Origin of the sequence: Cryocola sp. 340MFSha3.1, assembly GCF_000383315.1 — a bacterium.
In the GTDB taxonomy this organism is placed as follows: Bacteria; Actinomycetota; Actinomycetes; order Actinomycetales; family Microbacteriaceae; genus Leifsonia.
This window is the reverse complement of record NZ_KB911088.1, coordinates 1,732,832-1,746,957: the sequence shown is the minus strand read 5'-3', so window position 1 is coordinate 1,746,957 and position 14,126 is coordinate 1,732,832. Positions and strand designations below refer to the sequence as shown.

Here is a 14,126-nt window from a genome sequence, read left to right as displayed (position 1 = left end):
AAGGACGCGCCGCTCAGTCGAGCAGCGCAGCCTTCAGCGTGTCGAGGCCGACGCCGCCGATGTCGAGGGCCTTCTTGTGGAACGCCTTGATGTCGAACGACGCGCCCTCGCGGCGGGCGTACTCGTCGCGCAGCTGCTCCCAGATGCGCTGCCCGATCTTGTACGACGGAGCCTGCCCGGGCCAGCCCAGGTAGCGGTTGACCTCGAAGCGGACGAACCCGTCGTTCATGTTGACGTTCTCGCGAAGGAACGGGAAGGCGTCCTCTCCGGTCCACGGACGCGAGCCGTCCGGCAGCGGCTTCTCGAGGTGCACACCGATGTCGAGCACGACGCGCGCCGCGCGCATGCGCTGCCCGTCGAGCATCCCGAGCCGGTCCGCCGGGTCGTCGAGGTAGCCCAGCTGCTCCATGAGCCGCTCGGCGTAGAGCGCCCAGCCCTCCGCGTGCCCCGAGGTGCCGGCGATGCGACGCCACGAGTTGAGCTGCGCCTTGTTGTAGGTCGCCTGCGCGATCTGCAGGTGGTGGCCGGGAACGCCCTCGTGATAGACGGTCGTCAGCTCGCGCCAGGTGTCGAACTCGGTCACGCCCTCGGGCACGCTCCACCACATCCGCCCCGCGCGCGAGAAGTCGTCGCTCGGGCCGGTGTAGTAGATGCCGCCTTCCTGCGTCGGCGCGATCATGCACTCGAGACGGCGGATCTCGGCAGGGATGTCGAAGTGCGACTTGCCGAGCTCTTCGATGGCCCGGTCGCTCGTCTCCTGCATCCAGCGCTGCAGCGCATCGGTGCCGTGCAGCTTGCGGCTCGCGTCGCCGTCGAGGAACTCGATCGCCTCGAGGACGGTCGCTCCCGGCTTGATCTCGCGCGCGATCGACTCCTGCTCGGCGCGCATGCGCGCGAGCTCTTCGATGCCCCACTCGTACGTCTCATCGAGGTCGACCGTGGCGCCGAGGAAGCTCCGCGAGGCGAGCGCGTACAGCTCCCGGCCCACGGCGTCCTTCTCGGGGGCGTGCTGGGCCAGCTCGTTCTCGAAGAAGTCGGCCAGCGTGGCATACGCCTGCGCGGCCTCCTTCGCGCCATCCGCCAGATCGCCCTTCAGCGACTCGGGAAGCGTGCCGTTCAGGGGCTTCGCGTCGGCGGTGAACTCATAGAAGAAGCCCGTGTCGGCCACCTGCTTCCGCGCCTGCGCGAGCACCTCGCGCACCTGGCGGATGGCCGGGACGTTGCCTGCCGCGATGCCGCTGCGCAGGGTCTCGATGTAGCCGTCCATCGCGGCGGGCAGATTGTGGAGGCGCTTGGCGACGTTGGCCCAGTCGTCCTCCGTGTCCGTCGGCACCAGGTCGAAGATGTCTCGCAGCTCCTGCGGCGGCGATGCGATGACGTTGAGGTCGCGCTGGGCGAAGCCCGCCTCGTGCTTCTCGACCGTGAGCTGCAGCTCACGTGTGAGATCCATCTTCGTGACCCGGTCGATGTCGTCGACCGGGTCGGCCGCTTCGATGCGGGCGAGGGTCTCTCTGACTTTGCCGATGGCGTGCTCAGCGCCGGCAGGCGAGTAATCGGCGTACTCCCCCTCTCGGCCGGGGCGGCCGAGCCAGACGTGGAACTCCGGGTACAACTCGAGCTGGGTGTCGACCCACTCCTCGGCGATCGTGTCGACCGGAGTGGGTTCGCGCTTCTGATCGTTGGTCATGATCCGACCCTATCGAGGAGGCAGCGGCCGAGGCACGGTGTCGTCGGGAATGTGGACAACTCCCCGTCGGCGGGAGCTGTGGGCATATCTCGCCGCCGCGCTCAGCGGCCTTCGTCGATGGCCCTGTCGCCGCCGTCCGGTCGACGATGACGCGCCCGACGGTCGAGCTCATCGTGCAGGGCGACGAAGAAGCGGTCGATCTCGCCCAGACGACGCGTGTACATCAGTACGTCGGCCCCGGGAAGCTGGCCCACCGCGTCGAACTCGATCCGCGTGTGCGTCTCGTCCACGGGCACATACCGGACGCGCTGTTCGAAGACGAGCTCGAACGAGAGCAGCTGCGCGAACGGGTCCCGCAGACTCGTGCCCTTCAACGCGTCGCGGACGAAGTCGCGCGCCTGCGCCGGGGGAACAGGCACGACCTCGCTGGGGATGCGTCGCGGAACGACCGCCTTCTTCCGGCGCTTCCGAGGCTCCAGCTCGCTCACATCCGGAGACTACGCCCCGCGGCGATCAGTGCGCCCCCCGATCAGTGCGCGGCGGCGTCCCAGTTGGAGCCGCGGCCCACCTGCACGTCGAGCGGCACGCGGAGGTCGGCCGCGCCGGCCATGCGGGCGCGTACGATCGCCTCCAGCGCATCCCACTCGCCGGGGGCCACCTCGAAGATGAGCTCGTCGTGCACCTGCAGCAGCATGCGCGACTCGAGGCTCTGGTCGATGATGTCGCCCGCGATCCCGAGCATCGCGACCTTCATGATGTCGGCGGCGGAACCCTGGATGGGCGCGTTGAGCGCCTGCCTCTCCGCGTTCTCGCGAAGCACCCGGTTGGTGGAGGTCAGGTCGGCGAACGGCCGGCGGCGGCCGAAGATCGTCTCGGTGAAGCCGTCGACGCGCGCCTGCTCGACGACGTTGCGCAGGTAGTCGCGCACGGCGCCGAAGCGCTCGAAGTAGTCGGTCATCAGCTGGCGCGCCTCGGAGGTCTCGATGCGCAGCTGCTTGGAGAGGCCGAACGCGCTGAGGCCGTAGGCGAGGCCGTACGACATCGCCTTGACCTTCGTGCGCATCGCGGACGTCACCTCGGACGGGTCGACGCCGAAGACGCGCGCGCCGACGAAGCGGTGCAGGTCCTCCCCCGCGTTGAAGGCCTCGATGAGGCCCGGGTCCTCCGACAGGTGCGCCATGATCCGCATCTCGATCTGCGAGTAGTCGGCGGTGAGCAGCGTCTCGAAGCCCTCGCCATGGCGGAACGCCGAGCGGATCTCGCGCCCCTCCTCCGTGCGGATCGGGATGTTCTGCAGGTTGGGGTCGTTCGACGAGATGCGGCCCGTGCTCGTACCGGTCTGGTCGTAGGTGGTGTGGATGCGTCCGTCCACCTCGACCGAGCGCTCCAGCGTCTCCACGATCTGCTTCAGCTTCGTGGCGTCGCGGTGCTGCAGCAGGAGCCCGAGGAACGGATGCGGGTTCTTCTCCTGCAGGTCGGCGAGCGAGCCGGCGTCTGTCGAGTAGCCGGTCTTCGTTGCGCGCGTCTTCGGCATCCCGAGCTCCTCGAAGAGCACCTGCTGGAGCTGCTTGGGCGAGCCGAGGTTGATCTCGTGGCCGATCTGCGCGTACGCCTGCGCGGCGTAGTCGTTGGCTTTGTCGGTCAGCTGCCCGCGGAGGCGTGCGAGGACCTCGGAGTCCATGGAAACACCGTTGAGCTCCATCTCGGCGAGCACGGCGACGAGCGGCAGCTCGATATCGTCGAGGACGGCGCGGGTGCCCTCGTCGAGCGCGATCATCTGCCCCTCGGCGACCCGGCGGATGTACCACGCCTCGGTCGCGGGGCTCACGGCGTCGTTGATCGGGACGAGCTGGTTCGGGTCCGAGACCGGCAGCGTCTCGCCGAGCACCTCGTACACCTGCTCCGCCAGCGACTGCGGCGCGGCGCCCGGCTTCACGAGCCAGGACGCGATCCGCGTATCGAACGCCAGACCGTCGACCACGAACGCGGCACGGCTGAGCGCCTTGAACTGCGGCTTCGCGTGGAAGAAGAACTTGGGCGCGCTGCTCGCCAGCCACTGCTCGAGGGCCTCGTAGTCCTTCCGGCCGGCCACCCAGGGCACGTACACGGTGTCGTCCGCTGCGGCGAGGCCGAAGCCCGTGATGCCGGCAGGGCCGACCTCGAGCTGGACGGCGACCGCGGTGTCGTCCGCCGAGGCCTTGGACAGCCAGTTCGCGAGTTCCTCGTCGACCAGCGTGCGCACGGCCGGGGCGCTGACCGCGCCGGCGTCGCCCACCTCGGCGACGGACATGGCGCCGTCGAGCATCCCGTCCTCCGCCGCGGTCTTCATGAGGCGGTCGAGGAGGGTCTTGAACTGGAGGCGCGCGAAGATGTCGCGCACGGCGTTCTCGTTGAGGGGCTTGCGCTCCAGGTCGTCGAGCGCGATCGGCAGTTCGACGTCGTCGAGCAGCTGGTTCAGCCTCCGGTTGCGGAGTGCGTTCTCCTTCTGGTCGCGCAGGTTCTGCCCGACGACGCCCTTGATCTCGTCGGCGTGCGCGACGATGTTCTCGACCGTGCCGTACTGCTGCACCCACTTGACGGCGGTCTTCTCGCCGACCTTGTCGATGCCGATCAGGTTGTCGCTCGTCTCGCCGACCAGGGCGGCGATCTCGGGGTACTGGTGCGGCTCGATGCCGTACTTCTCGCGGACGGCGGCGGGGTCGTAGATCTTCAGCTCGGAAACTCCGCGCACGTTCGGGTACAGCAGGGTCACGTCGTCGTTGACCAGCTGGATGGTGTCGCGGTCTCCGGACACGAGAAGGACTTTGTAGCCCTCCTCCACGCCGCGGCGGGCGAGGGTCGCGAGGATGTCGTCGGCCTCGTAGTCCTCCTTCGCGATGGTCGTGACATTCATCGCATGGAGTGCTTCTTCGAGCAGAGGGACCTGGCCGGCGAACTCCGACGGGGTCTCACCGCGGGTGCCCTTGTACTCCGGATATTCGCGCGTGCGGAACGAGTAGCGGGAGATGTCGAACGCGACCGCGATGTGGGTCGGCTTCTGCTGCTGGAGCAGGTTGATGAACATCGCGATGAAGCCGTGGATCGCGTTCGTGTGCTGACCCTCACGGTTGACGAAGCTGTCCACCGGGAGTGCGTAGAAGGCCCGGAAAGCGAGCGAATGGCCGTCGACGACGAGGAGGGTAGGCTTTTCGGAGTCTGACACCAGGACAGCCTACAAGGGGCCGGTGACAGTCCAGACGACCCGTCGAGAGAGGCCGAGGATGACCGAAGACGCGCTCGCGTACGTGCAGCAGAGGGGGCTCGGCCGGCTGGCCGAGAAGATGGGGATCGAGATCATCGAGTTCAGCGTGGAGCGCTCCGTCGCGCGCATGCCGGTCGAGGGGAACACCCAGCCCGCGGACCTCCTGCACGGCGGCGCGTACGTCGTCCTCGGCGAGTCGCTCGGCTCGATGTCGGCCAACCTCTACGCAGGCGAGGGACGCCTGGCGGTCGGGATCGAGATCAACGCATCGCACACGCGCTCGGCGACGAGCGGCTACGTGACCGGCGTGTGCACGCCCATCCACCTGGGCCGGACGCTGACGACGCACGAGATCGCGGTCACCGACGATCGCGGCCGCCGCTGCTCGACGATCCGCATCACGAACCTGATCAAAGACCTCTAGCGCCCCGCCATCGAGTACGCACAAACTGCACGCGAAACTGGGCGCGAGCGTGCAAAGTTTGTGTACTCGACGGTGGACTACTTCTTGGGGGCGAGCTGCTCGATGATCGCCTGCGCGACATCGTGCATGGTGAGGCGGCGGTCCATCGACGCCTTCTGGATCCAGCGGAACGCCTCCGGCTCGCTGAGGCCCATCTTCTCGTTGAGGAGGCCCTTCGCCCGGTCGACCAGCTTGCGGGTCTCGAAGCGCTGCACCATGTCGGAGACCTCGGCCTCGAGCGCGATGATCTGCTGGTAGCGCGCGAGCGCGATCTCGATGGCGGGCAGCAGGTCGTTCGGCGTGAACGGCTTCACCACGTAGGCGAGTGCACCGGCCTCGGTCGCCCGCTCGACGAGCTCCTTCTGGCTGAACGCGGTCAGCAGAACGACGGGCGCGATGTGGTCCTTCGACAGGCGCTCGGCCGCGGAGATGCCGTCGAGCTGCGGCATCTTGACGTCCATGATGACCAGGTCGGGGCGCAGCTCGGTCGCGAGGGCGACCGCCGTCTCGCCGTCTCCGGCCTCTCCGACGACCTCGAAACCGTTGTCGCGCAGGATCTCGACGATGTCGAGGCGGATGAGCGATTCGTCCTCCGCCACGACGACGCGGCGGGGTGCGGTGGTGGTGGATTCCTGGTCAGTCACGTCCGAAAGCCTACGGTATTCTTCAGGGGTTGTTGTGCGCCGCTGTGGCGGAATGGCAGACGCGGAGCACTCAAAATGCTTTGTCCGAAAGGGCGTGTGGGTTCGAGTCCCACCAGCGGCACGACTTCAGATGCGGGCGCCGACCACGGTCGCGGCGAAGCGCCGGGCGCGCTCGGCGAGGCCGGCGATGCGGTCCTCGACCACCTGATCCGCGTCGAAGCCCACGTACGACGGCGGTGGAGTACGACGCACGTTGGCGCTGCACTCGAAGGCGCCGCACACATGCGTCCCGACGGTGTCGCCATTGCGGCCCGGCTGACCGGCGCGGCGCGCCGACCAGAACCAGACGTCGTTGGTGAGGTGCACATCCTGGCACCAGCCGCACATCGACGGCACATGTGACCGCATGGAGGCCTCAGAAGCGCGGAGCACGATGCCCACCGGGCCGTCCGCCGTCGGGATGACGACGTAGCCGCGCTGCGGGAGCCGCGGGTCGCGCCAGCCGAGATACTCGCGTCTGGCCCAATCCACCTCGTGCAACCCCGGGGGAAGCGGAAGCTCTTCTGCTTCGCTGCGGGAGCAGTTGACGAACGACTCGCGGATCTGCTGCGGGCTCAGGATCTCCATGCGCACCTCCTCCTCCCATGCTCGCACAGGATCGGGGAAGCACCGCTTGACCCTGCCCCCGTGGTCAGGGCTTAGCGTGCTCGCATGACCACGATCGAGAGCGTCACCGACGCCACATTCCAGGAGGCCGTGCTCGCCGCCCCGGGCACCACCGTCGTCGAGTTCTGGGCGGAATGGTGCGGTCCGTGCCGGGCGCTGAGCCCGATCCTGCAGCAGCTGCAGGAGGAGCACGCCGACCGCATCCGCATCGTCAAGATCAACGCGGACGAGAACATGGAGAGCACTGTCGCCTACAAGGCGCTCGCCCTGCCGGTGATGAAGGTGTTCCGCGACGGCGAGGTGGTGAAGACGATCATCGGGGCGAAGCCGAAGCCCGCGATGGAAATGGAGCTCGCCCCGTTCCTGTGACCGGACGCCGACCCGCCGCGTGCGGGAGCGTCAGGTGAGGTGGTCGAACGCCCCGCTCACCCACCCGATGTAACGGTCCGCCGATCGCAGCACCGCTTCGCGCGCATCCCGCGGGATGACGTTGCCGAGGTTGCCGTACATCCGCTCGAACGGCCGGTCGCATACCGTGTCGGCGATCCGCCGCGCGACGGCGGCCGACAGGGGGATGTCGTTGGGGAAGCTGCGCTGGAAGGTCACCCACCGCTGCGACGGCCCGGGGAACACCGTGTCGCCGCTGAGCACGACCCCACGGTCCCAGTGCACGACCGCGCTCCCCGGGAAGTGGCCGCCGATCGTCCGCAACAGGACGCCGGGGAGCACCTCCTCCTCACCGGTCCACGACTGGATGGCCGGGTCCTCCCGCTGCACCCAGTGGCGGTCGGCCTCGTTGACCAGCACCGGCGGGTCGCCGAGCATCCTCGACCAGGTCACCTGCGCGCCGAACATGTGCGGGTGACTGGTCGCGATGACGGCGACCCCGCCGAGGTCCTGCACGGCGGCCGCGGCCGCCTCGTCGACGTAGCCCGGCGGGTCCCAGAGCAGGTTGCCGTCGGGGGTGCGCAGCAGGATGCCCTGCTGCCCGATCCCCACCTTCGGCTCGCTGCGCAGCCCGTACAGGTCGGGCTCCAGTTCGACGACCACGACGCGCTCGCCCTCGCGCTGCAACCGCTGCAGCGTCGTCCACTCCTGCCCGGTCGGCGGCACGTACTGCCGCTCGTCCTCGCAGATCGGGCAGCGCTCCGGGGGCTCCTCCCCCGACGCCGTCATCACGGGCGCCGTCTCCACGGCACAGGTCGTACACAGCCACTCCGCCACATCCGGGACTCTAGCCCGACGGAATAGGCTGCGACCAGGACCGATTGGAGTGGATGTGAAACGCATCGGGTTCCTCAGCTTCGGGCATTACCAGCCCATCCCCGGCTCCGTGTCGCGCACCGCCGCGGACGCCCTCCACCAGGCGATCGACCTCGCCGTCGCCGCGGAGGAGCTGGGGGCCGACGGCGCCTTCTTCCGCGTGCACCACTTCGCGCCGCAGCTGGCGTCGCCGTTCCCGCTGCTCGCCGCCATCGGTGCGCGCACGTCGCGCATCGACATCGGCACCGCGGTGATCGACATGCGGTACGAGAACCCCCTCTACATGGCCGAGGATGCGGCGGCGGCCGACCTGATCTCCGGCGGCCGGCTGCAGCTCGGCGTCAGCCGAGGGTCACCCGAGACGGCGCTGCGCGGCTCCGAGTCGTTCGGGTACGTGCCCGCGGAGGGCGAGTCGGATGCGGACATGGCACGCCGCCACACCGAGCTGTTCCGCGCGGCGATCGCCGGCGCGGGCGTCGCCGAGGCGAACCCCGCGATGACGGGCGGACAGCGCGGCGCGTTGGCGATCGAGCCGCAGTCGCCGGGACTTCCCGACCGGATCTGGTGGGGCGCCGGCACCCGCGCGACGGCCGTGTGGGCCGCCGAGCAGGGCATGAACCTGATGAGCTCGACACTGCTCACGGAGGACACCGGCGTGCCGTTCTCCGACCTCCAGGCAGAGCAGCTGCAGCAGTACCGCGACGCGTGGAGGGCCGCGGGCTGGGAGCGCGAGCCGCGCGTGTCGGTCAGCCGCAGCATCCTGCCGATCACGACCGACCTCGACCGCCGCTACTTCGGCGCCTCCGCCCTCGCCGACCGACACGACCAGGTCGGCCACCTCGATGGCGGGCTGGCGCGCTTCGGCAAGAGCTACGTGGGCGACCCGGAGCGGATCGTGGAGGAGCTGCGCGAGGACGCCGCGGTCGCCGACGCGGACACGCTGCTGGTGACCGTGCCGAACCAGCTGGGCGTCGAGTACAACGCCCACCTGCTGGAGACGATCGTCACCCAGATCGCGCCGGCGCTGGGCTGGCGCGACTGACGAGGCGAGGCACACGGCGCGGACGATGTACCCCGAATGCGGCATAGACGTATTCCGGGATACTGCGATGATGGTCGTACCGCACACCCGAATCTGCGGTGACCGTACCGTTCCGCGATCAAAGGGTGTGCCATGCGAGCTCCGACTCTCCGCTCAGCGATCACGTCGGCCGCGCTCGCGCTCGTCATCGGCGGTTCGCTCGTCGCAGCGGCCCCGGCGACCGCGGTGACCCAGCGCGTGGACGCCACGACGCCGTCCTCGGCGATCACCAGCATGTGGGCGTGGGGCAACCCCATCGACCCGGCGACGGATGCGCGCGGCGAAGGGCTGCCGCAGTTCGAGCCGCAGGCGCTCGCCGACTTTGCGGCGGCCCACCACCTGCGCACCGTCTTCCTGTCCGTGCCGTGGGCGGCCGACGAGGGAGCGTTCGGGGTCTGGCTCACGGATGCGGTCAACGCTCTGCACGCTGCGGGCGTGACCAAGGTCGCGGCCCTCGGCGGCGATCCGGCGTGGGCGGATGATCCGTCGCTCGCGGCCACCTGGACGTCCGCCGCTCTGCGCGCCGCCCCGTTCGATGCGGTGCAGTTCGACGTCGAGCCGTGGGTGGTGTCCTCGGGCGCCCAGCTCCCCGCCGTCGTCGCGCAGCTCCAGGCGATGTACGACGCGGCGCGCGTGGCCGCCGGGACGGTGCCGATCGGCGCCGACCTGCCGTGGTGGCTCGCGGCCAAGCCGCAGCCGGGAGGCGGAACCGCGTTCGACGCGCTGCTCCCCCACCTGAAGTCGGTCGCGATCGTGGCGTTCAGCGACCACGCGGCGGGCACCGACGGGATCGTGGCGCTCGCGAAGCCCGCGGCGACGGCCGCCGCCAACAAGCGCATCCCGTTCACCATCGGCGTGGAGACGGACACACCGGAGGTCGCCGGCGGACCGGCCGCAACGTTCGGCGATGACAGCGCCGCGCTGCTCGAGTCGGAGACGGCGAAGGTCCGCACGGCCCTCGGCGGCCTGCGCGGCTACGGCGGCGTCACGGTCGAGCACCTGCTGTCCTGGCAGACCCTCATCGGCTGAGCTCCGGCCCCTTCTGCTTCTCCGCGAGGTGCACGTTGTTGCGGCCGACACGCCGTGCGCGGATGCAACAACGTGCACCTCGCGGGATGCGGACGCACCTCAGCGGCCGTCGGCGGCGGCCTCCAGCGCGGCGATGTCGAGCTTGCGCATCCCGAGCATGGCCTGATTCACCCGGGCCGCACGCGCCCGATCCGGGTCGGACTGCAGCTCGATCAGGCGTCGGGGAACGATCTGCCAGCTGACACCCCAGGGGTCCTTCAGCCAGCCGCACATGCTCTCCTCGCCGCCGTCCGCCGTGAGCGCCTCCCACAGCCGGTCCACCTCGGCCTGGTCGTCGCACAGCACCGACAGCGAGAACGCCTCGGTGAAGCCACCGGCGGGGCCGGTGTTCATCGCCTGGTACTCGACGCCGCCGAGCGTGAAGCGCAGCACGACGAGGCCGTCCGGCATCCCCTCACCGAAACGCTGCACCTCCAGGATCTCGGAGTCGGGGATGAGGGACGTGTACAGCCGGGCCGCCTCCTCCACCCCGCTCTCGAACCACAGGAACGAACTGACCTTCTGCATGGGTGTCCCCCTTCTGGCGTCGCTGCCGATGCGGCCCATGGTAGCCGTGCGGAGTAGCGTTGCACCCGTGTCCAGCACTGCATTCGCCAGCTACATCGCCATCGGGGACAGCTTCACGGAGGGGGTCGGCGACGAACTCCCGGACGGCCGGGTGCGCGGCTGGGCCGACTTCGTCGCGCTCGGGATGGCCGCAGCGGCCGACGGTCCCTTCCGGTATGCGAACCTCGCGGTGCGCGGCCGCAAGCTGGGGCCGATCGTGGCCGAGCAGGTCGAGCCGGCGATCGCCCAGCATCCCGACCTCGTCAGCCTCAATGGCGGCGGAAACGACATCATGCGACCGCGCGTGTCCATCGACGGCGTCGCGCGGACGCTGATGGATGCGGCGGACCGGGTGGTCGCATCCGGCAGCCACATGCTCCTTCTGAGCGGCGCGAACCCCAGCGCGCACCTGCCCCTCGGCGGTCTCATCCGGCGCCGCGGCGAGGAGCTGGCCGCCGCCGTGCGGGCGATGCTGCCGCGCGAGGGGATCACGTTCGTCGACAACTGGGCCGACCAAGGTCTGGAGGACATCCGCTACTGGTCGGAGGACCGCCTGCACCTCGGTCCGCTCGGCCACGCGCGGGTCGCGAGCAACGTGCTCACGGCCCTCGGCATCCCCGTTCCGGGCGAATGGGGCGTGGAGGAGGTCGCCGCCGCGCCGGCCGGCGAGAGCACGCGCCGCACAGCCGAGTACTACCGCCGCTTCGTGCTGCCGTGGATCGGCCGCCGGCTCACCGGGCGGTCCTCCGGCGACGGCCGCGCCGCGAAGATCGCAACCCTCACCCCGGTCGACCCGGAGTCCGCCCACCCGCTCTGACCCGCCGCCCCGCCGCCGTTGAGTTGACGCGACACGCCGTCCCGCGCTCGGCGCGGACGGCGTGTTGCGTCAACCAGAGTGCACGGGAGACAGGGGTCAGTCGTTGTCGCCGCCGGTCGTGTCGAAGCGGGTGGTGCGCTCTCCGCCGGCCCACGTCCACTCGGCGACCTCCGGGATGTCCTCCCCGTGCTCGCGCGTGTACTGCCGGGCGCGCAGGCGGGCGTCCTGCATCTCCTGCCGCAGCTCCGCCTCGCGCGTCGCCAGCCCCGGGACGCGGTCGATCACGTCGATCACCAGGTGGTAGCGGTCGAGGTCGTTGAGCATCACCATGTCGAACGGCGTCGTCGTGGTGCCCTCCTCCTTGTAGCCGCGCACGTGGAGGTTGTCGTGGCCGTTGCGACGGTAGGTAAGGCGGTGGATGAGCCACGGATAGCCGTGGTACGCGAAGATCACCGGCTTGTCGGCCGTGAACAGCGCGTCGTACTCGCGGTCGTTGAGGCCGTGCGGGTGCTCTCCCTCGCTCTGCAGCCGCATCAGGTCGACGACGTTGACCACGCGCACCTTGAGGTCCGGCAGGCGGCGGCGCAGGATGTCGGCCGCAGCGAGCGTCTCCAGCGTCGGGATGTCGCCCGCGCAGCCGAGCACCACATCCGGCTCCTCGCCCTCCACCTCGGTGCCGGCCCACGGGAAGATGCCGATGCCGCGCGTGCAGTGCGCGATGGCCTCCTCCATCGTCAGCCAGTTCGGCGCGGGCTGCTTGCCCGCGACCACGACGTTGACGTAGTCGACCGAGCGCAGGCAGTGGTCGTACGTCGACAGCAGCGTGTTCGCGTCGAACGGCAGGTACACGCGCACGACGTCGGCCTTCTTGTTGACGACGTGATCGATGAACCCCGGATCCTGGTGGGAGGCGCCGTTGTGATCCTGCCGCCAGACGTGCGAGCTGAGCAGGTAGTTGAGGGAAGCGACCGGCCGCCGCCACGACACCTCGCCCGCCGACTTCAGCCACTTGGCGTGCTGGTTGAACATCGAGTCGACGATGTGGATGAACGCCTCGTACGACGTGAAGACGCCATGGCGGCCGGTCAGGAGGTAGCCCTCCAGCCAGCCCTGGCACTGGTGCTCGCTCAGCACCTCCATCGCCCGGCCGGTCGGCGCGAGGTGGTTGTCGTCGTCGATCGGCAGGTAGCCGGCGTTCCACTGCTTGCTGGTGGTGTCGAAGACCGCCTGGAGGCGATTGGAGGCGATCTCGTCCGGGCCGAACAGCCGGAAGTCGTGCGGGTTGGCGATCATCACATCCCGCAGCCACTCGCCGAGCACGCGCGTCGCCTCGGCAACCGTCTCGCCGGGCTGCGGCACGTCGACGGCGTAGTCGCGGAAGTCGGGCAGCCGCAGGTCGCGGCGCAGCAGGCCGCCGTTCGCGACCGGGTTGGCGCTCATCCGCCGCTCGCCCTCCGGCGCGAGGCCGGTGATCAGCTCGACCGGGCGTCCCTGCTCGTCGAACAGCTCCTGCGGACGGTAGGAGGCCATCCAGCTCTCCAGCAGGCGCGTGTGCGCCTCGGTGTCGCGCGCGTTGGCGAGCGGGACCTGATGCGAGCGCCAGTTGTTCTCGGCGGGGTGCCCGTCGATCTCGGCGGGGCACGTCCATCCCTTCGGGGTGCGGAGGATCAGCATCGGCCAGGCGGGGCGCCCATCCAGTTCGTCGGCATCCGCCTCCGCCTTGATCTGCGCGATCCGGTCGAGGATCTCGTCCAGCGTCGCCGCCATCCGCTTGTGCACCTCGCGCGGGTCTTCGCCGTCGAACCCGCCCGAGACGATGTACGGCGTGTAGCCGTAGCCGCGCATGAGGTCGAGCAGCTCGGACTCGGGGATGCGGGCGAGCACCGTCGGGTTGGCGATCTTGTAGCCGTTGAGGTGCAGGATCGGCAGCACGACGCCGTCATGCTTCGGGTTGAGGAACTTGTTCGAGTGCCACGCGGTGGCCAGCGGGCCGGTCTCGGCCTCACCGTCGCCGACGACCGCCGCGACCAGCAGGTCGGGGTTGTCGAAGGCTGCGCCATACGCATGCGAGAGCGCGTAGCCGAGCTCGCCGCCCTCGTGGATGGAGCCGGGCGTCTGCGGCGCTGCATGGCTCGGGATGCCGCCCGGGAACGAGAACTGGCGGAACAGTCGCCGCAGGCCGTCCTCGCTCTGGTCGATGGCGCTGTACAGCTCGCTGTAGGTGCCGTCGAGGTAGGCGCCGGCGACGACGCCCGGACCGCCATGGCCGGGGCCGGCGACGAAGAGGGTGTTCAGGTCGCGCTCCCGGATCACCCGGTTGAGGTGCGCGTAGATGAAGTTGAGACCGGGGGTCGTGCCCCAGTGACCGAGCAGCCGCGGCTTGATGTCGTCCCGCGAGAGCGGGCGCCGCAGCAGCGGGTTGTCGAGCAGGTAGATCTGCCCGACCGAGAGGTAGTTCGCCGCGCGCCACCAGGCGTCGATGCGGTCGAGCGTCTCCTCGCTGAGGTCGTGGACGCGCTGGTCGGTGGGCCGGTCGGACGCAGTGGTGGTCTCGGTCAACGGGTGCTCCCTGCTCGGTGAGGTGTCCCGCGCGCGGAGGGGCCGGGCGCAGGGTGGGCTCCTCGCGAAT

The 14,126-nt window shown here is 69.7% G+C and carries 13 protein-coding genes and 1 tRNA gene; 6 read left to right on the top strand and 8 right to left on the bottom strand.

Annotated features, from left to right (window positions below; genetic code table 11):
- Positions 1-13 precede the first annotated feature (13 nt).
- From H284_RS0119460 to polA, 3 genes are all read right to left on the bottom strand, one after another.
- On the bottom strand, positions 14-1,687 hold the full coding sequence (locus H284_RS0119460) for a DUF885 domain-containing protein (RefSeq protein ID WP_020077526.1): 1,674 nt from the start codon (positions 1,685-1,687) through the stop codon (positions 14-16).
- A 101-nt stretch (positions 1,688-1,788) separates the two neighbouring features.
- Positions 1,789-2,175, bottom strand: coding sequence for a hypothetical protein (locus H284_RS0119455; RefSeq protein ID WP_020077525.1), 387 nt, complete (start codon positions 2,173-2,175; stop codon positions 1,789-1,791).
- 41 nt (positions 2,176-2,216) lie between these two features.
- Positions 2,217-4,889, bottom strand: coding sequence for a DNA polymerase I (gene polA, locus H284_RS0119450; protein WP_020077524.1), 2,673 nt, complete (start codon positions 4,887-4,889; stop codon positions 2,217-2,219).
- A 58-nt stretch (positions 4,890-4,947) separates the two neighbouring features.
- On the opposite strand from polA, the gene H284_RS0119445 reads away from it, so the two are divergent.
- Entirely contained in the window at positions 4,948-5,352 is a 405-nt protein-coding gene (locus tag H284_RS0119445) for a hotdog fold thioesterase (RefSeq protein ID WP_018191161.1), read from the top strand.
- Between the two features lie 77 nt (positions 5,353-5,429).
- Here H284_RS0119445 and H284_RS0119440 read toward each other — a convergent pair whose 3' ends face one another.
- Complete coding sequence (locus H284_RS0119440) at positions 5,430-6,035, bottom strand: ANTAR domain-containing response regulator (RefSeq protein ID WP_020077523.1); 606 nt, start codon at positions 6,033-6,035, stop codon at positions 5,430-5,432.
- Between the two features lie 38 nt (positions 6,036-6,073).
- Between H284_RS0119440 and H284_RS0119435 the strand changes: the two genes are divergently transcribed.
- Positions 6,074-6,156 (top strand) — tRNA-Leu (locus tag H284_RS0119435).
- A 5-nt stretch (positions 6,157-6,161) separates the two neighbouring features.
- Here the strand turns inward: H284_RS0119435 and H284_RS0119430 are convergent.
- Entirely contained in the window at positions 6,162-6,662 is a 501-nt protein-coding gene (locus tag H284_RS0119430; protein WP_018191163.1) for an FBP domain-containing protein, read from the bottom strand.
- Between the two features lie 84 nt (positions 6,663-6,746).
- On the opposite strand from H284_RS0119430, the gene H284_RS0119425 reads away from it, so the two are divergent.
- The gene (locus tag H284_RS0119425) at positions 6,747-7,070 is read left to right on the top strand and encodes a thioredoxin family protein (protein WP_020077522.1); all 324 of its coding nucleotides are present in this window, start codon (positions 6,747-6,749) and stop codon (positions 7,068-7,070) included.
- Between the two features lie 30 nt (positions 7,071-7,100).
- Here H284_RS0119425 and H284_RS0119420 read toward each other — a convergent pair whose 3' ends face one another.
- Positions 7,101-7,877, bottom strand: a complete 777-nt coding sequence (locus tag H284_RS0119420; protein ID WP_020077521.1) for an MBL fold metallo-hydrolase — start codon at positions 7,875-7,877, stop codon at positions 7,101-7,103.
- 97 nt (positions 7,878-7,974) lie between these two features.
- On the opposite strand from H284_RS0119420, the gene H284_RS0119415 reads away from it, so the two are divergent.
- Together H284_RS0119415 and H284_RS0119410 are read left to right on the top strand one after the other, a co-directional pair.
- Positions 7,975-9,006 carry an LLM class flavin-dependent oxidoreductase gene (locus tag H284_RS0119415; protein WP_020077520.1) on the top strand — a complete coding sequence of 344 codons (1,032 nt, stop codon included), beginning with the start codon at positions 7,975-7,977 and terminating at the stop codon, positions 9,004-9,006.
- Positions 9,007-9,138: 132 nt separating this feature from the next.
- On the top strand, positions 9,139-10,074 hold the full coding sequence (locus H284_RS0119410) for a hypothetical protein (protein WP_020077519.1): 936 nt from the start codon (positions 9,139-9,141) through the stop codon (positions 10,072-10,074).
- Positions 10,075-10,173: 99 nt separating this feature from the next.
- Here the strand turns inward: H284_RS0119410 and H284_RS0119405 are convergent, their stop codons facing one another.
- Positions 10,174-10,641 carry a VOC family protein gene (locus tag H284_RS0119405; protein WP_020077518.1) on the bottom strand — a complete coding sequence of 156 codons (468 nt, stop codon included), beginning with the start codon at positions 10,639-10,641 and terminating at the stop codon, positions 10,174-10,176.
- A 67-nt stretch (positions 10,642-10,708) separates the two neighbouring features.
- Here H284_RS0119405 and H284_RS0119400 point away from each other — a divergent pair, with 67 nt between their 5' ends.
- Positions 10,709-11,497 (top strand): SGNH/GDSL hydrolase family protein, encoded by a 789-nt coding sequence (locus H284_RS0119400; protein ID WP_020077517.1) that lies wholly within the window; start codon positions 10,709-10,711, stop codon positions 11,495-11,497.
- 96 nt (positions 11,498-11,593) lie between these two features.
- Here the strand turns inward: H284_RS0119400 and H284_RS0119395 are convergent, their stop codons facing one another.
- Complete coding sequence (locus H284_RS0119395) at positions 11,594-14,056, bottom strand: phosphoketolase family protein (RefSeq protein WP_020077516.1); 2,463 nt, start codon at positions 14,054-14,056, stop codon at positions 11,594-11,596.
- Positions 14,057-14,126: the final 70 nt, after the last annotated feature.

Coding starts and splice junctions, on each gene's coding strand:
- H284_RS0119405 (WP_020077518.1), bottom strand. CDS start 10,641: ATGCAGAAGGTCAGTTCGTTCCTGTGGTTCGAGAGCGGGGTGGAGGAG.
- H284_RS0119425 (WP_020077522.1), top strand. CDS start 6,747: ATGACCACGATCGAGAGCGTCACCGACGCCACATTCCAGGAGGCCGTG.
- H284_RS0119460 (WP_020077526.1), bottom strand. CDS start 1,687: ATGACCAACGATCAGAAGCGCGAACCCACTCCGGTCGACACGATCGCC.
- H284_RS0119410 (WP_020077519.1), top strand. CDS start 9,139: ATGCGAGCTCCGACTCTCCGCTCAGCGATCACGTCGGCCGCGCTCGCG.
- H284_RS0119420 (WP_020077521.1), bottom strand. CDS start 7,877: ATGACGGCGTCGGGGGAGGAGCCCCCGGAGCGCTGCCCGATCTGCGAG.
- H284_RS0119430 (WP_018191163.1), bottom strand. CDS start 6,662: ATGGAGATCCTGAGCCCGCAGCAGATCCGCGAGTCGTTCGTCAACTGC.
- H284_RS0119445 (WP_018191161.1), top strand. CDS start 4,948: ATGACCGAAGACGCGCTCGCGTACGTGCAGCAGAGGGGGCTCGGCCGG.